This window comes from Pseudomonas sp. S3E12, from assembly GCF_001702295.1.
Lineage (GTDB): Bacteria > Pseudomonadota > Gammaproteobacteria > Pseudomonadales > Pseudomonadaceae > Aquipseudomonas > Aquipseudomonas marginalis.
Genome location: NZ_MBDT01000005.1, coordinates 305433 through 324202 on the forward strand (window position 1 = coordinate 305433; position 18770 = coordinate 324202).

The following is an 18770-nucleotide window of genomic DNA, read 5'->3' on the forward strand; positions in this document are numbered from 1 at the left end:
AGGCGAGCGCTGCGATACAGAGTGTAACAAGATAATGACTGTTGCCAAAACAGCAACAGTGATGCCGGGGGCCATGGGGGAGATGTCTAGACCGGCAGGGTAATGCCAAATGTATTGCCACTCACATCGCTGCGCACGAACACATCACCGCCGTGCATCAAGGCTATCGCCTTGACGATGGCCAGCCCCAAACCGTGATTCGCCCCGCTGTTGCTGCGCGACGCATCCACCCGATAGAAGCGTTCGAACAGCCGGGGCAGGTGTTCGCCGGCAATCACGTCGCCAGGGTTGGTCACGCCGATGGCTACCTGATGCTCCAGCACGTCGATGTTCACGTCGATCACCTGCCCGGGCGCGGTGTGCTGCACCGCATTGCTCAGCAGGTTGATCAGGGCGCGGCGCAGGTGGGCTTTTTCGATCTGCACCCGGGCGTCGCCATGCACGCGTACCTGAACCTGGGCGTCTTCAAGGATGAAGTCCAGGTAGTCGAGAGTAGTCGCCACTTCATCGGCCAGGGAGCTTTCGCTCAGCTTGGTGGCCTTGCTGCCCTGGTCGGCGCTGGCGAGGAACAGCATGTCGTTGATGATCGAACGCAGGCGTTCCAATTCCTCGAGGTTGGATTGCAGCACCTCAAAATAATGCTCGGCCGAACGCCCGCGTGTCAGGGCAACCTGGGTCTGGCCGATCAGGTTGGTCAGCGGCGAGCGCAGTTCGTGGGCGACGTCGGCGTTGAACGACTCCAGGCGCGAGTAGGCCTGTTCCACGCGGTCCAGGGTGGAGTTGAACGAGTTGACGAACTGACTCAGCTCCGGCGGCAGCGGCGACAGTCGCAGGCGCCCGGAGAGCTTCGGTGGCGCCAGCTTCTGTGCTTCATCCGAGAGTTTGCCCAGCGGCTTGAGGCCAATGCGCGACACCCAGAACCCCAGCAGCGCCGCCAGCACTACGCCGACCAGCGCCAGGCTGACCAGCGCCACCAGCAGGTGGTGCTGGGTGGCGCGGAAGTTTTCGGTGTCGATGGCGATCATGAAGCGCAGCGGCGGGCGTTGGTCCTTGGCCGGGAACTGGCTCACCAGCACTTTGAACGGGTATTCGCGCCCCGGCAGGCGCAGATCCCGCTTGCCTGTCGGGCCCTCGGCGAAGGCGCGGATCTGCGCATCGGGGTTGCCGTACTCGTAGGTCGGATCGCTGCTGACGACCCAGAAGCGGATGCGCTTGTCTTCCTCGCCGAGTAATTTGAGCTTGGCTTGAATCTTCACCCAATGGTCCGGCGTGCCGAAGCGGTTCACAGAGGATTCCAACACGCTGTAGCGCGCATCCAGCTCCGCCCCTGGCAGCAAGCCCAGGCTGCGGTCCACCTGCTGATACAGCGCGCCGCCGATCAACAGGAATATCAGCGCCGCCACGAGGGTGAACATGCTGCTGAGGCGCAGGGCAATGGAGTTAGCCGACACTGCGATTCTCCAGCACATAACCCATGCCGCGAATGGTGTGCAGCAGCTTGTGTTCGAACGGCCCGTCAAGCTTGGCGCGCAGGCGCTTGATCGCCACCTCGACCACGTTGGCGTCGCTGTCGAAATTGATGTCCCAGACCATTTCCGCAATCGAGGTCTTGGAGAGGATTTCGCCCTGGCGCCGCGCCAATACGCTGAGCAGCGAGAACTCCTTGGCGGTCAGGTCCAGGCGCACGCCATTGCGGCTGGCCTTGCGGCTGATCAGGTCGATCCACAGGTCGGCGACGGTCACTTGCACCGGCTCGTGGCCGCCGCTGCGGCGGGTCAAGGCTTGCAGGCGCGCCACCAGTTCGAGGAAGGAAAACGGTTTGCCGAGATAATCGTCGGCGCCTTCGCGCAGGCCGCGGATACGGTCTTCCACGCGCTCGCGGGCGGTGAGCATGATCACCGGCGTCTGCTTGCGCGCACGTAACGCCCGCAGCACGCCAAAGCCATCGAGACCGGGCAGCATCACGTCGAGCACGATCACCGCGTAATCGTTTTCCAGCGCCAGGTGCAGGCCCTCGACACCCTCGCGCGCCACATCGACGGCGTAGCCTTGCTCCGTCAGGCCGCGGTGCAGGTAGTCGGCGGTTTTTTCTTCATCTTCAACAATCAGTACGCGCATGAGCCTTTTGCTCCAGGGCGGTGCCTTGGCCTCAATGTGTGGTTGCCAGCTCAGCCGCTGGTTTGGGCCGGTGGAAAAATTTCTCAAGGTACAAGTATATGACCGGTGTGGTGAACAGCGTCAGCGCCTGGCTCACCAGCAAGCCGCCGACTACCGCGATGCCCAGGGGTTGACGCATTTCCGCACCCGGGCCTGCGCCGAGCATCAACGGTACCGCGCCGAGCAGGGCGGCGAGGGTGGTCATGATGATCGGGCGGAACCGCGTGATGCAGGCTTCATAGATCGCCTCCTCCGGCGATAGCCCGCGCACCCGCTGGGCGTCCAGGGCGAAGTCGATCATCAGGATGCCGTTCTTCTTCACGATCCCGATCAACAGCACCAGGCCGATCAGCGCCATGATCGAGAAGTCCTGGCCCATCAGCGACAGCATGATCAGCGCGCCCAACCCCGCCGAGGGCAAGGTGGAGATAATCGTCAGCGGGTGCACGAAGCTCTCATACAACACACCCAGAATGATGTAGACCGCCACCAGCGCCGCGAGGATCAGCCAGGGCTGGCTGGCCAGCGAACTCTGGAACGCCTGGGCCGCGCCCTGGAAGTTGCCGATGATGGTGGTCGGCATGCCGATTTCATTCTTGGCCTGGTTGAGCATGATCACCGCGTCGCCCAGCGCCACACCGGGTGCCAGGTTGAACGACAGGTTGGCGGCGGGGAACATGCCGTCATGGCTGATGGACAAGGGGCCCACGGTCGGCGGGTCGACCTTGGCCACTGCCGACAACGGCACCATCTCATTGGTCAGCTTTGATCGCAGGTAGAAGTAGTTCAGGCTTTCGGCCTTGCCGCGCTGTTGGCTGTCCAGCTCCAGCACCACCTGGTATTGGTTGATCTCGGTCTGGAACTCGTTGATCTGGCGCTGGCCGAAGGCGTCATACAGCGCCTGGTCGACATCGGTGGCGGTCAGCCCAAAGCGCGCGGCGGCCTGGCGGTCGATGCTGATATGGGTGATGCTGCCGCCCAGTTGCAGGTCGTTGGACAGGTCGCGAAACGCCGGGTTGGCGCGCAGTTTTTCGGTCAGGCGCTGGGTCCAGGTGTTGAGTGTCGGGCCGTCGTTGCTCTTGAGTACGTACTGGTACTGGGCACGGCTGGGGCCGGAGCTGAGGTTGATGTCCTGGCCGGCGCGCAGGTACAGCACGATGCCCGGCACTTTCGCGAGCTTGGGCCGGATGCGGTCGATGAACTGGCTGGCGGACACGTCGCGATCACCGCGGTCTTTCAAGGCGATCCAGAAGCGCCCGTTGGCGATGGTCTGGTTGCTGCCGGTCACCCCCACCGAGTGGGAAAACGCCTGCACCGCCGGGTCATCCTTGACGATCTCGGCCAGGGCCTTGTGCTTGGCGACCATGTCCGGGTACGACACATCCGCCGCCGCCTCACTGGTGCCGAGCACAAAACCGGTGTCCTGTACCGGAAAGAAGCCCTTGGGGATAAACACGTAGCCGACCACCGCCAGAGCCAGGGTCACCACGAATAGCGCGGCCATACTGCGCTGATGGGCCAGCGCGCGACGCAGGTTGCGCGCGTAGCCGGCCAGCAGGCGTTCGCTGAAGCCGGGTTTGTCGTGGGCGGGATGGGTCGGGGCGCGCATGAACAGCGCGGCCAATGTCGGTGCCAGGGTCAATGAGACCACCACCGAAATCAGGATGGTCGAGGTGGCCGTCAGTGCGAATTCCTTGAACAGCCGTCCGACCACACCGCCCATGAACAGCAGCGGAATAAACGCCGCCACCAGCGAGAAGCTGATGGACACCACGGTAAAGCCAATCTCGCCGGCGCCCTTGATCGCCGCTTCGCGCTTGTCGAGCCCCGCCTCGAGGTGGCGGTGAATGTTCTCCACCACCACGATGGCATCGTCGACCACAAAGCCCACGGCGATCACGATCGCCACCAGGGTCAGGTTGTTCAGGCTGAAGCCCATCAAGTACATCAGCGCAAAACTGGCGACCAGCGACACGCCGAGCACGCTGGACACAATCAGCGTCGCCGACAACTGGCGCAGGAACAGCGCCATCACCGCCACCACCAGCAGGATGGCGATCAGCAGGGTCACCTCCACTTCATGCAGGGACGCGCGGATGGTCTTGGTGCGGTCGGTCAACACGCTGACCTGCACCGAAGCCGGCAGCATGCCTTGCAGGCGCGGCAGTTCGGCCTGGATGCGGTCCACCGTCTCGACAATGTTGGCGCCGGGCTGGCGCGAGATCACCAGGTTGACCCCCGGTGTATCGCCGGACCAGGCCTGCACGTAGGCGTTCTCCGAACCGTTGATGACTTTGGCGATATCGCGCAGTTGAACGGGGGCGCCATCCTTGTAGGACACGATCAGTTGGGCGTAGTCCTCGGGGTGAAACAGCTGGTCGTTGGTCGATAGTGTCGACACGCTGTTCTCGCCGTAGATCGCACCCTTGGCCAGGTTAAGGCTCGATTGCTGGATGGCCAGGCGAATATCGGCCAGGGTCAGGCCGATGGCCGCGAGTTTGTCGGGGGACGCCTGCACGCGGATCGCCGGGCGCTGCTGGCCGGTAATGTTGATCTGGCCGACGCCGTCGATCTGGCTGATCTGCCGCGCCAGCAGGGTTTCCACATAGTCGCTCAACTCGGTGCTGGGCATGCTGTCGGAGCTGACACTGAGGATCAGTACCGGGCTGTCCGCCGGGTTGACCTTCTTCCAGGTGGGCAGGCTCGGCATGTCGCTGGGCAGCTTGCCGGATGCGGTGTTGATCGCTGCCTGCACTTCCTGCGCGGCGGTGTCGATGCTCTTGTCGAGGGTGAATTGCAGGGTCAACAGGCTTGAGCCCAAGGCACTGCTGGAGGTCATCTGGGTCATGCCGGGGATGGCGCTGAACTGCACTTCCAGTGGCGTCGCCACCGAGGACGCCATGGTGTCCGGGCTGGCGCCGGGCAATTGTGCGGTGACCTGGATCGTCGGAAATTCCGCCTCCGGCAGTGGCGCGATGGCCAGGCGCGGGAAGGCAATGATCCCGAGCAGCACCAGGGCGAAGGTCAACAACAGGGTGGCGACCGGGTGGTCGACGCACCAGGCCGAGGGCGAACGGCTGCCGTTCATGGCTGCACCTTGGCGTCGACGGTCTGGACCACCTGCGGTGGCTCCTTGAGCACCTCCACCTGGGCACCGGCCTTGAGCCGCGACTGGCCGTCACTGACCAGCACATCGCCGGCCTGTACGCCCTTGATGATGTTGACGTCGCTGTCCTGGTACGTCACCTGCACCGGCACCACCTCCACTTTGTCGCCACTGACCCGGTACACGAAGTGCGAATCCAGGCCGCGTTGCACCACGGTCGGCGGCACCACCAAGGCATTTTTGTCGAGGGCGGTCTGGATCTTGATGGTCACCAGTTGCCCCGGCCACAGGCGTTGCGAGGCGTTGTTGAACTCGGCCTTGGCGCGCACGGTGCCGGTGGTGGAGCTGATCTGGTTGTCGATCAGGCTCAAGTGGCCTTCGCCGAGCAAGTCGCCGGTCTGGCCGTCGGTGTCGGCACCCAGGTAGGCGTCGACGCTGGCCTTGGCAGGCGCGGCGATCAGGCCTTGCAGGGTCGGCAGCATCTGTTGCGGCAAAGAGAACTCAACGGCAATCGGGTCGATCTGGGTCACGGAGAGCAGGCCCTGGGTATCGCTGGTGCGCAGGAAGTTGCCTTCATCCACATTGCGAATACCGACGCGGCCACTGACCGGTGAGCGAATCTGGGTGTAGGACAGCTGGACCTGGGCTGCATCGATGGCGGCCTGGTTACCTTGGACAGTGGCCTTGAGCTGGTTGACCAGGGCTTGTTGCTGGTCGTACGTCTGCTTGGACACGCCGTCGTCGACGCTCAATTCCTTGTAGCGCTTGAGGTTGACCAGCGCCACTTGCAACTGCGCCTGGCTCTCGCCCAGTTGCGCCCTGGCCTGGTCGAGACTGGCGCGGATCGAGCGATCATCGATTCGGGCCAGTAAGTCGCCGGCCTTGACCCACTGGCCTTCCTTGACCGGCAATTGGGTGAGAATGCCGTCGACCTGCGGGCGAATGACTACGCTGTGCAGGGACAACACCGTACCGATGCCGCTGACAAAGCGTGGAATGTCCTGCTGCGCTACGCTCACCACCCGCACCGGGATCGCGGTGGGTGCCGCCAGTCTGGCCTTGGCTGGGCGGGTCAGCGCCCAGGCTGCAACCGCCACGACCACGAGGACACCCACGATCAGGGCAGTTTTTCGTTGAATGTGCATGGGTGAGGCGCCGGGGCAAAGGATGGGGAGAGTGAGCGGCCTTTATAGCCCTTCAACCCGGTCAGCACGGTGACGGCTAACTGACAGCGCTGTCAGCAAACTCCGACCATTCGTACCGGTGGTGGTTAAAGATCTGAAGCTCGCAGGTATACTGCGCGCCAGTGTGGCCCGCAAGCCGGCCCCGCATCATTTTTTGCACGCCCCGGAGCTTTCATGACTTCCCCGACACAACCCCCTGTTGAAGCGACCGACATCGTCGATCCGGCCAGCGCCGAAGGCGTTGAAAAAGCTGAGATCCCGGCGTTCAAGTTTCCGTTCAAGCCGGGTGAGCTGGCTGGGGCCAGGAATGCGGCCCAACCGTGGTACAAAAACGGTGCCAAGAACGGCCATACCAAGTCGCCAGGCATGGCTCCGCCGGGTACTCGTCGTTCGATGGGTAAACGCTGAGATTAACAAGTCGCAGATCGTGTCGATTATTGCCTACAGCCTCTGCTGAAATTTCTGATTGTAGGCCTACGACCGTTTCTTGAAAGCTTGCACAGCCTTTGCTCTGCCCCTGTGATTTCAGGGGGGAGCGGGGCGACGCTGGTCTTTCCGGAAAAGGACGTCTCCCTTGGCTCTGATACACATCTGTGTAGTGTTTGCCCTGTTGCTTGCAGCGGATGCCTCCGCGGCCGATGATCCACCGCGGCGTGAAATCCGTTTCGCCGTTGCTGCACAATTTCCCCCCTTCCAGAGCCGCGACCCGCAAGGGCAGTTGGTCGGCTTGAATATCGAGCTGGGCAACGCCCTGTGCGTGCAGTTGAATGCACGCTGCATCTGGGTCGACCAGGTGCTTGCCGAAGATTTCATCTCCCTTGAAGCCAGGAAATTCGACGCGATCATGGGGATGGCGCCGACGTCGCAACGGCAACGTTGGGTGGGCTTCACCGATAACCTCTACCCCTTCACCACGCGCCTGGTGGCGCGTCGCATGTCCAACTTGCAGCCGCGGGTAAAGTCGCTCAAGGGCAAGCGTGTCGGCGTGTTGCTGGGAAGTAATCGTGAGGCTTTTGCCCGCTCGATGTGGGCGCCGAATGGCGTCATCGTCAAGAGTTTCTGGCTCAACAATGAATTAGTCAGCAGCCTTAAAGCCGGCGAGATTGATGCGACCCTGCAAGGCACGGTAGAAATTCGTGAAGCCTTGCTCGACACCGAAGACGGCCACGATTTCGACTTCGTCGGCCCTGCCATTTCGTCCGAGCTTTTGGGCGATGGTGTGGCCATCGCGGTGCGCAAACCTGACACCGCATTGCGCAACGAACTCAACTGCGCCCTTGAACAACTGAAGCAGAGCGGCGAGTACCAGCGGATCATCCAGCCCTACCGCCTTGACGCCGTTCCTGCCGAGCACTGATCGGCGGCCTTCAAGGTCTACGCTGCCCGCAGCGAGATAAACGCATAGTTGGCCGGCACCTCGGTGGCAATCTGCGCGCCGGCATCCAGCAACTGTTCGGCGATATCCATCCCCGATACATGAAACACCCACTCACTGGCCACGGCCGGCCGGTCCACCGCCAGCTCAATCGCCTGGGCAAACGCGCCCATGTCCGGCAGGTACGCGGTAAACCCATCGCCCTTGAGCGCCGTGGTGCGGATGCCCAGCAAGGCGCACACCGCCTCCTTGGTCTGCACGTCGTCTCGGTCGGCCTGGCGCGAGCGTTGGATCAGTTCCACCAGCTCCGGGTCCATCAATTCACCCCCGACGATCAACGCCGGGCCCTGTTCCCAGGATTCCGGCGGGCAATCCTTGGCGGCGGGGTTGAGCGGGATATGGGGGTTGATCTCCATCGGGTAGATGCGGCACACCAACGGGCGGCGTTCGTAGATGCGGCATAGGTTGTCGGCGTCAAGATTCCGGCAGCGCCCGGCGTTGTAGGCGGCAAAGGTGATTGCCACAAACGCCTCGGTGCTGCCGCTGGTAACCACCACCGAACGCCGCTCGGCATGTTCGCGCTGCAGTTGAGGCAGGCCCAGGCCATTGCTCAGGAAACCCTCCACCAGAACGATGACGTTACCGCCGTCAGCCGCCCATTGGCGGGCTTCCTGGAGGGTCAGGGGGACGTGATGATCGCTGCAGCACTTGCCGCAGCCGACGCAGGAAAAATGGGTGTTCATGGCGGATCTGTCACCAGGCTAGGTCAGAGGGCACGCAATTACGGTGACGGGTTTTTACCTCTATCCACCGTTGTGCTGCTCTGGAAGCAAGTTATGCGCCAGCGCCTGTCAGTCGTCGGCGACCACATCCCGCAGCACAAAGACCATGCCCGCGCTTTCGTACAGTTGTCGGGCGCGCCGGTTGCTCTCCAGCACCTTGAGGTCGACATAGGGTTCGCCACGCTGCTTGAACACCTGGAAGCAGTGCAGCAGCAACGCGCGGCCCAGGCCTTGGCCTTGAGCGCAAGGATGCACGGACAGGTTCTTGATAAACGCGCTGGTCCAGCACTGCGCCACCCCGAGAATGCCATCGCCGTTGCTGGCCACCAGGCACAGCGTGGGATCGAATTCGGCGTCGCTGACAAACAGATGCTGCCAGGCGTGCAGATGAGGAACGCGGCCACCTCCTTGCTCCTGGGTCATGCGCAGCACCGCATGGATCGCCGGGGCCAGCTCGTCGCGGTAATGATCCAACTGCGTATGGGCCGGCCATTGCGGCGCAGGCAGGCTGCCGGTGAGGTCGCGGCGCAGCAGTTGGAAATACTCCGCCACCGGTTACAGCCCCTGTTGCGCCACGGTCTGGGCGGCGACCACCAGGCACTTGGTCAGTTCGGGCGAAGAGAACTTGGTCAGCACCGCGTTGGCACCGGCCAGGCGCGCCTTTTCGCTGTTCATCGCGCTGTCCAGGGAGGTATGCAGCAGTACGTAGAGATCCTGGAAGTCCGGGGTTTCACGCAGGGTGCGGGTCAGGGCATAACCGTCCATTTCGGACATCTCGATGTCCGACACCACCACATTGATCTGCGCGGCGGTGCCTTGCAGCTCCAGCAGCACATCGATGGCTTCCTTGGCGCTGCGCGCGGTGTGGCAGGTCAGGCCGAGGTTGCGCAGGGTGTGCACCGACTGCTGCAAGGCGACCTGGCTGTCATCCACCACCAGGATCCGCGCATTGCCGAGCACTTCCGCCTCTTCCATGGTCAGGTCGGTAGGCGCCGCTTCAATCGGCGCCGGGGCGATGCCATGGATGACTTTTTCGATGTCCAGCACCTGCACCAGGCCGCCTTCCACCTGGGTCACCCCGGTGATGAACGCACGGTTGCCGCCGGAGCCGTAGGGCGGTGGGCGAATATCGGTGGTCAGGCAGTGCACGATCTTGCTCACGGCCTGCACATGCAGGCCCTGCTTGGAACGGCTCACGTCGGTGACGATCAGGCAGCCGCCGTTCGGGTCTTCCAGGGGCATTTCCCCCAGGGCGCGGCTCAGGTCGATCACCGCCAATGAATTGCCACGCAGGGTGGCGATGCCTTTGACGTGGGGATGGGACTCCGGCAGCTTGGTCAGCGGCGGGCAAGGGATGATCTCGCTGACTTTCAGCAGGTTGATGGCCATCAGCTTACCGCTGCGCAAGGTAAAGAGCAGAAGCGAGAGTGAGTCTGCGCGGGCTTTGGTGGTGGACATAAAAACCTTCTGTGGATCAGGGATGACGAACTTCTATTGAGGGTTATCGACTCGGGAGAGCCAGGCTTTAACCCGATTTTGTGTCGGGCTGGGCCCGTGTCAGCCCTTCCACACCTGCGGGTTCACCAGGTCCTGCGGGCGTTGGCCGAGCAGGGCGCTGCGCAGGTTGTCCAACGCGCGGTTGGCCATGGCTTCGCGGGTTTCATGGGTCGCCGAGCCGATGTGCGGCAGGGTCACCGCATTGCTCAACTGGAACAGTGGCGATTCGGCCAACGGCTCCTGCTCATACACATCCAGCCCGGCGCCGCGAATGGTGTGGTTTTGCAGGGCCTGGATCAGCGCCGGTTCGTCCACCACCGGGCCACGGGAGATATTGATCAGAATCGCGCTGGACTTCATCAGCCCCAATTCGCGGGTGCTGATCAGGTGGCGGGTCTTGTCGCTCAACGGCACCACCAGGCAGACGAAATCCGCCTCGGCCAGCAGTTGGTCCAGGCTGCGGAATTGCGCGCCCAGTTCCTGTTCCAGCGCGGTCTTGCGGCTGTTGCCGCTGTACAGGATCGGCATATTGAAGCCCAGGCGCCCACGACGGGCCACGGCCGCGCCGATATTGCCCATGCCAACGATACCGAGGGTCTTGCCATGCACGTCACAGCCAAACAGCGGCGCGCCGACGCTGGCTTTCCACTGGCCGGCCTTGGTCCAGGCGTCCAGCTCGGCCACCCGGCGCGCGCTGCTCATCAGCAGGGCGAAGGCCAGGTCGGCGGTGCTTTCGGTCAGTACGTCCGGGGTGTTGGTGAGCATGATCCCGCGCTCGTTGAAGTACGGCACATCGTAGTTGTCGTAGCCCACCGACACGCTGGACACCACCTCCAGCTTGCCCGCGCCTTCGAGCTGCGCGCGGCCCAGCTTGCGACCCACGCCGATCAAACCGTGGGCGTGGGGCAGGGCTTCATTGAATTGAGCGTTGATATCGCCCAGCTTGGGGTTGGGCGCAATCACGTCGAAATCCTGTTGCAGGCGTTCGATCATTTGCGGGGTGACACGGCTGAAGGCGAGGACGGTCTTTTTCATTGCAGGCGGGCTCATCGACTACGGAAGAATGCCAAGCACGCTAACATTCCTTGCCACTGTTGTCAGGACACTGCAGACCTAAAGTGGGCAGGGAAAAATGTGGGAGGGGGCTTGCTCCCGATAGCGGTGCGTCAGTCGCCAGATGTATTGACCGATCCACTGCCATCGGGGGCAAGCCCCCTCCCACATTTGACCTGTATCGCCTGGTAGAAATCAGTTCGCCAGCCGTGCACCGCTGAGGCTGCCGCTCAACTCATACGCCACCAGCTCCGCCTGGTGCGCCGCCAGGATCTCCGGCAACGAGCCGCGCAGGTATTCCACCCATGTCTTGATCTTCGCATCCAGGTACTGGCGCGAGGGGTAGATGGCGTACAGGTTCAGCTCCTGGGAGCGATAGGTGGGCATGACCCGCACCAATGTGCCGTTGCGCAGGCCTTCGATGGCTGCATACACCGGCAGCAGGCCGACGCCCATGCCGCTGGTGATCGCGGTTTTCATCGCGTCGGCGGAGTTGACCAGGAACGGCGACGTATTGATCGCCACGCTTTCCTGGCCTTCGGGGCCGTTGAAGGTCCACTTGTCCAGCTGGATCACCGGGCTGACCAGGCGCAGGCAGGCGTGGTTGAGCAAGTCCTGGGGCCGTTGCGCGCAGCCCTTGGCCTTGACGTAGTCCGGCGAGGCGCAGGCGATGCTGTAGGTGATGCCCAGGCGTTGGGAGACGAAGCCCGAGTCCGGCAGCTCGCTGGCGAGCACGATGGACACGTCGTAGCCCTCGTCCAGCAGGTCCGGCACGCGGTTGGCCAGGGTCAGGTCGAAGGTCACGTCCGGGTGGGTGCGGCGGTAGCGGGCAATTGCGTCGATGACGAAGTGCTGGCCGATGCCGGTCATGGTGTGCACTTTCAGCTGTCCGGCGGGGCGGGCGTGGGCGTCGCTGGCTTCGGCTTCGGCTTCTTCGACGTAGGCCAGGATCTGCTCGCAGCGCAGCAGGTAGCGTTTACCTGCCTCGGTGAGGGCAATGCGGCGGGTGGTGCGGTTGAGCAAGCGGGTTTGCAGATGGGCCTCTAGGTTGGAGACCGCGCGCGAGACGTTGGCGGTGGTGGTGTCCAGTTGCGCGGCGGCGGCGGTGAAGCTGCCAGCTTCGGCCACGCAACTGAAGGCGCGCATGTTTTGCAAAGTGTCCATGGAGAGTTCTCAGGGGAGATGCCAAATTGTGACATGAAGTTGCGCGCAGGTGTGTATCCGCTGGACGCGCTCCGCCTGGACATTGATGACGTAGGCTCAGGACAAGGTCCAAGCCTGGCTGACTTTGGCCTGGTAGTGCGGCAGGTATTCCCGCAGCAGGTGATTGAATGCCTCCCGTGCGCTGGCGCGGTGTTCGGCGGTCGGCGCTTCAAGGGCGGTGTTGGCCTGCCGGGTCAGGTCCTCAGCCGCCCGTTCGAGTGCCGGGCTGATGCGTTTGATCGCGTCGAGATCGGCCGCCAGTGTCGTACCGTGTGTCTGCCGGCCGAGGGCGTCGAGTAGTGCATGAATGTCATCGACGTGGTGCTGTATGTAGTTGTCCCAACCCGACTGCTCACCAGGGCTTTCCAGGTAGCGGCGAGCGATTGGCAAAAGATGGTCCAGCGAATCGGTGCCCAATCGTTCTGTGCGCAAGGTTTGCCGTGTGCGCAAAGACTGCACATCAATGCCGCTGAACTGTTCAACGGGCTTGGGCAGCCCCAGCTTGCGCGCTTTGTTCACCGTATGGCGCGTGAGTAATACCACGGGTTCGCCGTGCTTGATCTTTACCAGCACCTGGGTAGACGAAGGTCTGGCCGGGTCGAGCAGCGATTCACTGATCGAACGGACCAGCTTTTCCCAGTCGAACGCCTGGTCTCCGATGGATGACAATGCGTGCCGCAGCGTTTTTTGTACCACCGCCACGGACTTGAGCGCTGCGATGTCGATCGTCAGGTAATCGCCACTCAGGTGCGGGTCATCACTCTTGCGATGGCTGAATTCGATGGACACCCCTTTACCGCCTGCCTCGGCCCGTGACGAAGCCGTGACCCCGGCTGAGCCTGACAGTGTTTGCGCCTGGGCTGACAACGTGTAGGTCCTTAGCGCTTCGGGGCGAAGCAGCGCAGGGTTGCGCTGGATCAGCGCGCGTATTTCGCTGTCCAGGTGCGTCTCCAGGGGGGAGTCGGTCTTGAGCAGTACATACCGCTCCAGCAGTGACCTGGCCTGTCGGTTGCTGGTGTGCAGGGCGGCGTTCAACTCGGACGCCGGCACGGGCTTGCTGACGCTCCGGGTGAATTGCCGGCTGCTGGAAATGACATGGTTTTTCATGTCATTCAACAGTGCCGTGGGGCTGTCATCGGGATGCTTGAGCGAGACCAGTTGCTGCTTCGCCAGCGCCGGGGACATTTCGTGCAAGCCGAGAATATCCAGGGCTTTATGTTGCCGGGTGCGCTGCAAAGTAAGTTCGATCGTGGTGTGCACATTCAGGAAACTGAAGAAGTCGACCGCCACCTTGCCTCGCATGGTCAGTGCGATGCCCCTTTCGGTCATGATGGGTTGGGAGGGACTATGCAGGCAGGGCAGTTCAACGTCGACCAGGCCTGCGCGGGCAAGGGTGTCCCTGACATAGGGTTGGCTCTGTGTTGAGTAAGCGCGGTGCCTGTGCAGGTTGCAGCTGTCACTCACCAGGTTGCGCAAGTTATTGGCGGTGCGCCCGATGCTCTCGCTCAGCGACGTGCGTACAGAATGGCTGCGGGCATTGGCGTAGTGCTCCAGGCTCGAGTACTCGCGAGACGATACATAGCCGAGGCCAAGTTGGGCGCGAGACCGGGACTCGCTCGGTTGTGACAGCGTTGATTTGAATTTGCCCTGCAGGGCAATGATGCGCGTGCTCTTGATCCGCTGATCTGCCGTGGTTGCCAAGTGAGAGTCGGCAGCCAGATGCGGCCCGGCACTGATCTGTCGTGTCGATTCCAGGGCAATGTCGTAGCCGATATGACGATGGTTGATCCGTTCGCCGCCATCGCGGATATAGCTCAGCGACTGCAGCAGATTGTGCGTCAAGCGCTGGTGGTTTCCCTCGCTGACGGCTGCGCGAAACTGCCATTTGAGCGCACGACACAGTGTGTAATCGGCCTCGATGTCCGGGTTTTGAGGTGATCGATGGCGGCTGAGCATGTGTTCGGCTTTTTTGAAAAACGCGTACAAGTCAGGTAACGCCTCAACCGACACTTCCAGGCTTGGTGGGCTGTTGGACAGTCTGTGGTGGAGTGCCTCTATTGCCAACTGGTCGCGAGGGTCGCCTGCAAGAGGGCTCAGCTTTTCCAGAACCCTGTCGGCGATCCAGAGCACATCCCTTTGTAGAGGCCGCATCCCAGGACGCAAAGCCACAGGGTCGAGGTGCAGCTGCCTGCGCAGAGCATCGACGCTCTCTGGTGTCGGCAACCGCGTATTGAGGGCTGAAAGCATGAGGCGCTCTCCGGGGGCAGTCGGCTGACTACTCTGGTGCCCGGTTACGCGGATCGATGTAGGGCAAGGATGCAGATGCCGGGATAAATATCCGAACCACACGCCCGTTGAACCGGGATTGTCGCTGGAACGGTAATAAAGATTCACAGGAACACCTGCTTATCGCGCTCCGTGCCGCCGCCTAGAATTGCGCCACCTCTCCCCGCAATACCACCTCAGGAATTCGTTCGCCGTGCCGCGTCGCATCAGCAGAGAGCTGAAGACTCTCATTAACCGAGCGCTGAAGGCTCTCAGTGTTTGCGCTTTATCGTTAGCAATCAGCGGCTGCATCGGAACCGGAGGAATCGCCCCCCAAGGCCAGGCCCTCAACGCCACTACCCTGGCCACCGACGAAGCGATCCGCAGCGCCGCCCAGGACGCCCACTGGCCCACCGCACAATGGTGGCAGGCCTATGGCGACCCCCAGCTCAACCGCTGGGTCGAACTCGCCACCCAAAGCAGCCCGAGCATGGCCATGGCGGCCGCGCGGGTGCGGGAAGCGCGGGCCATGGCCGGGGTTGCCGAGTCGGCAGAGTCGCTGCAGATCAACGCTGATACCACCCTCAAACGCCACAACTGGCCCAAGGATCAGTTCTACGGCCCTGGTGAATTGAGCGGTGCCAACACCTGGGACAACAATGCGTCCCTGGGTCTGAGCTACGCCCTCGACCTGTGGGGCCGCGAAAGCAACGCCACCGAACGCGCCGTCGACCTGGCCCACATGAGCGCCGCCGAAGCACGCCAGGCCCAACTCGAACTGCAGAACAACGTGGTGCGCGCCTATATCCAGCTGTCGTTGCATTACGCCAACCGCGATATCGTCGCAGCGACCCTGGCCCAGCAACAGCAGATCCTCGACCTGGCCAACAAACGCCTGGACGCCGGGATCGGCACCCATTTCGACGTGAGCCAGGCCGAAACGCCGCTGCCGGAAACCCATCGCCAGTTGGACGCCCTGGACGAAGAAATCGCCCTGAGCCGTAACCAGCTGGCGGCGCTTGCCGGTAAAGGTCCGGGGGAGGGGGCCACCTTGCAGCGTCCGACGCTGTCCCTTGCCGCACCACTGAAACTGCCCTCAAGCCTGCCCGCGCAATTGCTCGGCCAGCGCCCGGATGTGGTTGCCAGCCGTTGGCAGGTCGCGGCGCAAGCCCGTGGCATCGATGTCGCCCACGCCGGTTTCTACCCCAACGTCGACCTGGTCGGCAGCCTCGGCTACATGGCCACCGGCGGCGGCATGCTGGCGTTTCTCGCCGGCAAGAAATTCAACTACAACGTCGGCCCGGCCATCACCTTGCCGATCTTCGACGGCGGCCGCCTGCGTGCAGAGCTGGGTGAAGCCAGCGCCGGCTATGACATCGCCGTGGCGCGCTACAACCAGACCCTGGTCAATGCGCTCAAGGGCATCAGCGACCAGTTGATCCGCCGCGAGTCCATGGACAAGCAAGCTTCGTTTGCCGCGCAGTCGGTGGCCTCGGCGAAGAAGACCTACGACATCGCCATGATCGCTTACCAGCGCGGCCTGACCGATTACCTCAATGTGCTCAACGCGCAGACCCTGCTGTTTCGCCAACAACAGGTCGAGCAGCAGGTCCAGGCCGCGCGGCTTGGCGCCCATGCCGAACTGGTGACCGCACTGGGTGGCGGTCTCTACGCCGGCAAAGACCTACCGCAGGACGCCAAGACCCTCCCGAGCAAGACCCCGGCGGCGCTTGCCATGTTTGATCACTGAATAGTTTGGTCACTGAGTAGGATTTAATGACTCCAATGCCTGCACCGCTGCGCTGGCTGCATTCCCTTGAGTGGCGCCGTGGTTTTTTCGACTGGGCACGCAGCGACGGCGTGACCTGGGTGTACATCTTCAAGGTGCTGATCGCCGCGTTCCTCACGCTGTGGCTGGCCATGCGCCTGGAACTGCCGCAACCACGCACCGCGATGATCACCGTGTTTATCGTGATGCAACCCCAGAGCGGCCAGGTGTTCGCCAAGAGCTTCTATCGTTTCCTCGGCACCCTGGCGGGGTCGGCGGTGATGGTGTTGTTGATCGCCTTGTTTGCGCAGAACACTGAGTTGTTCCTCGGCGCGCTGGCGATCTGGGTCGGCATTTGCACCGCTGGCGCGACACGCAATCGTAACTTTCGCGCCTACGGGTTCGTGCTCGCGGGGTATACGGCAGCGATGGTCGGCCTGCCGGCCCTGGCCCATCCGGACGGCGCCTTTATGGCAGCGGTGTGGCGGGTGCTGGAAATCTCCCTGGGGATCCTGTGTTCCACGCTGGTCAGCGCGGCAATCCTGCCGCAGACCTCCAGCGCCGCCATGCGCAATGCGCTCTATCAGCGCTTTGGCGTGTTTGCGCTGTTTGTCACCGACGGTCTGCGCGGGCGCAGCCAACGTGAAGGGTTCGAGGCCAGCAACGTGCGCTTTATCGCCGAGGCCGTGGGCCTGGAAGGGCTGCGCAGCCTCACGGTGTTCGAAGACCCGCATATGCGCCGGCGCAACGGTCGGCTCAGCCGCCTCAACAGCGAGTTCATGGGCATCACCACGCGCTTCAATGCCTTGCACCAGTTGCTCGAACGCCTGCGCACGGACGCCGCGGATCACGTGGTAGCGGCGATCAAACCGGGCCTGCAGGACCTCGCCGAAGTCCTCGACGGCTTCTCCGACCGCGCCCTCACCAGCCCCGACGCCGCGCGCCTGGTCAACCAGCTCAGCGCCTACAAGGACAGCCTGCCCGCCAAGGTCCGCAGCCTGCGCGCGACCTTCCAGGAGGGTAACCCGAGCGAGGCCGAACAGCTGGATTTTCACACCGCTTATGAGCTGCTCTACCGCTTCGTCGATGACCTGCACAACTACGCGCAAACCCATGCATCCCTGGCCGATCACAGCCATGCACGGGAGCAATGGGACGAAACCTTCAGCCCCAAGACCAACTGGCTGGCCTGCGCCGCCTCGGGGATTCGCGCGTCGTTCATCCTGATTGTGCTGGGCAGTTACTGGGTGGCCACCGCCTGGCCCAGCGGCGCCACCATGACCCTGATCGCCGCTGCCACCGTCGGCCTGTCCGCCGCCACGCCCAACCCCAAGCGCATGGCGTTCCAGATGGCCTGCGGCACCTTGATCGGCGCGTTGGTGGGCTTTGTGGAAATGTTCTTCGTGTTCCCGTGGATCGACGGCTTCCCGCTGCTGTGCGTGATGCTCGCCCCGGTGATCATCCTCGGTGCGTTCCTCGCCTCACGCCCGCAATACGCCGGTGTGGGCGTGGGCCTGCTGATTTTCTTCAGCACCGGTTCGGTGCCGGACAACCTCACGGTCTACAACCCCTACACCTTTATCAACGACTACATCGCCATGATCCTCGGCATGCTCGTGTGCGCGGCGGCGGGGGCGATCATCCTGCCGCCCAACAGCCGCTGGCTGTGGCGGCGCCTGGAGCAGGACCTGCGCGAGCAGGTGGTGTATGCCATCAGCGGCAAGCTCAAGGGGTTGGCGTCGAGCTTCGAAAGCCGCACCCGTGACCTGCTGCACCAGGCCTATGGCCTCGCTGTCGGCCAGCCGCAAGTGCAACGCGACCTGCTGCGCTGGATGTTCGTGGTGCTGGAGGTCGGCCACGCGATCATCGAGTTGCGCAAGGAACAGGCGATCCTGCCGGTGCACCCGGCCTATGCCGAATCCCAGCCGTGGCGCCAGGCGATCCGGGTCATGGGCCGCTCGTTGGTGCGCCTGTTCCTGCAACCCAGCGCCAGTAACCTGGAGCGTGGCCTGATCGCCGTCGACCACGCGATCAGCCGCGTGCAGGCCACCGACGAACCCTTCGCCCCGCACTTCGACACCTCGGCCCTGCGCCGCGTGAAAAGCTACCTGCACTTTATCCGCACCTCGCTGCTGGACCCGCAATCGCCACTGGCGGCCCTCAAAGGAGCCCCGCATGCCTCGTGAAATCGCCTTCCACGGCCTCTATATGCCGACCATGACCCTGATGTTCCTGATCGCGGCCGCGTTGGCCTGGGCCCTGGACCGCTTCCTGGCCGGCTTCGACCTGTACCGTTTTTTCTGGCACCCGGCGTTGCTGCGCCTGAGCCTGTTCGTTTGCCTGTTCGGCGCCCTGGCGCTGACCGTCTACCGTTGAGAAT

The 18770-nt window shown here is 63.0% G+C and carries 15 protein-coding genes; 5 read left to right on the forward strand and 10 right to left on the reverse strand.

The window, feature by feature from the left end; all coding sequences use genetic code 11:
• Positions 1-86: 86 nt before the first annotated feature.
• From BB029_RS06235 to BB029_RS06250, 4 genes are read right to left on the reverse strand one after another with little or no spacing between them, the layout of a single operon-like run.
• Positions 87-1451, reverse strand: a complete 1365-nt coding sequence (locus BB029_RS06235) for a heavy metal sensor histidine kinase (protein WP_065938565.1) — start codon at positions 1449-1451, stop codon at positions 87-89.
• On the reverse strand, positions 1441-2118 hold the full coding sequence (locus BB029_RS06240; protein WP_027604753.1) for a heavy metal response regulator transcription factor: 678 nt from the start codon (positions 2116-2118) through the stop codon (positions 1441-1443). Before BB029_RS06240 ends, BB029_RS06235 begins: the two co-directional genes overlap by 11 nt.
• A gap of 31 nt (positions 2119-2149) precedes the next feature.
• On the reverse strand, positions 2150-5245 hold the full coding sequence (locus BB029_RS06245; protein WP_065938566.1) for a multidrug efflux RND transporter permease subunit: 3096 nt from the start codon (positions 5243-5245) through the stop codon (positions 2150-2152).
• Positions 5242-6408 carry an efflux RND transporter periplasmic adaptor subunit gene (locus BB029_RS06250; RefSeq protein WP_065938567.1) on the reverse strand — a complete coding sequence of 389 codons (1167 nt, stop codon included), beginning with the start codon at positions 6406-6408 and terminating at the stop codon, positions 5242-5244. The genes BB029_RS06245 and BB029_RS06250 overlap by 4 nt, the downstream gene beginning before the upstream one ends.
• Positions 6409-6621: 213 nt before the next feature.
• Between BB029_RS06250 and BB029_RS06255 the strand changes: the two genes are divergently transcribed.
• Entirely contained in the window at positions 6622-6855 is a 234-nt protein-coding gene (locus tag BB029_RS06255; protein ID WP_027604750.1) for a hypothetical protein, read from the forward strand.
• A gap of 166 nt (positions 6856-7021) precedes the next feature.
• Positions 7022-7804 (forward strand): transporter substrate-binding domain-containing protein, encoded by a 783-nt coding sequence (locus BB029_RS06260; protein ID WP_065938568.1) that lies wholly within the window; start codon positions 7022-7024, stop codon positions 7802-7804.
• A gap of 17 nt (positions 7805-7821) precedes the next feature.
• Here BB029_RS06260 and BB029_RS06265 read toward each other — a convergent pair whose 3' ends face one another.
• The 6 genes from BB029_RS06265 to BB029_RS06290 form a co-directional block, all read right to left on the reverse strand.
• On the reverse strand, positions 7822-8565 hold the full coding sequence (locus BB029_RS06265; RefSeq protein WP_065938569.1) for a YkgJ family cysteine cluster protein: 744 nt from the start codon (positions 8563-8565) through the stop codon (positions 7822-7824).
• A gap of 108 nt (positions 8566-8673) precedes the next feature.
• Positions 8674-9156, reverse strand: coding sequence for an N-acetyltransferase (locus BB029_RS06270; RefSeq protein ID WP_065938570.1), 483 nt, complete (start codon positions 9154-9156; stop codon positions 8674-8676).
• A gap of 3 nt (positions 9157-9159) precedes the next feature.
• On the reverse strand, positions 9160-10062 hold the full coding sequence (locus tag BB029_RS06275) for a chemotaxis protein CheV (protein WP_027604746.1): 903 nt from the start codon (positions 10060-10062) through the stop codon (positions 9160-9162).
• 99 nt (positions 10063-10161) lie between these two features.
• Positions 10162-11136: a D-glycerate dehydrogenase gene (locus BB029_RS06280; RefSeq protein ID WP_065938571.1), complete on the reverse strand. Its 975-nt coding sequence runs from the start codon at positions 11134-11136 to the stop codon at positions 10162-10164.
• Positions 11137-11349: 213 nt separating this feature from the next.
• Positions 11350-12318, reverse strand: coding sequence for a LysR family transcriptional regulator (locus BB029_RS06285; RefSeq protein ID WP_027604744.1), 969 nt, complete (start codon positions 12316-12318; stop codon positions 11350-11352).
• 96 nt (positions 12319-12414) lie between these two features.
• A complete protein-coding gene (locus BB029_RS06290) occupies positions 12415-14751 on the reverse strand; it encodes a hypothetical protein (RefSeq protein ID WP_141696509.1) in 2337 nt (778 codons plus the stop codon).
• A gap of 85 nt (positions 14752-14836) precedes the next feature.
• Between BB029_RS06290 and BB029_RS06295 the strand changes: the two genes are divergently transcribed.
• The 3 genes from BB029_RS06295 to BB029_RS06305 are packed head-to-tail and all read left to right on the forward strand — an operon-like array spanning position 14837 to position 18766.
• Entirely contained in the window at positions 14837-16372 is a 1536-nt protein-coding gene (locus BB029_RS06295; protein ID WP_065938573.1) for an efflux transporter outer membrane subunit, read from the forward strand.
• A 26-nt stretch (positions 16373-16398) separates the two neighbouring features.
• Entirely contained in the window at positions 16399-18576 is a 2178-nt protein-coding gene (locus BB029_RS06300) for an FUSC family protein (protein WP_065938574.1), read from the forward strand.
• Positions 18566-18766 carry a DUF1656 domain-containing protein gene (locus tag BB029_RS06305; RefSeq protein ID WP_053254492.1) on the forward strand — a complete coding sequence of 67 codons (201 nt, stop codon included), beginning with the start codon at positions 18566-18568 and terminating at the stop codon, positions 18764-18766. The genes BB029_RS06300 and BB029_RS06305 overlap by 11 nt, the downstream gene beginning before the upstream one ends.
• Positions 18767-18770 lie beyond the last annotated feature (4 nt).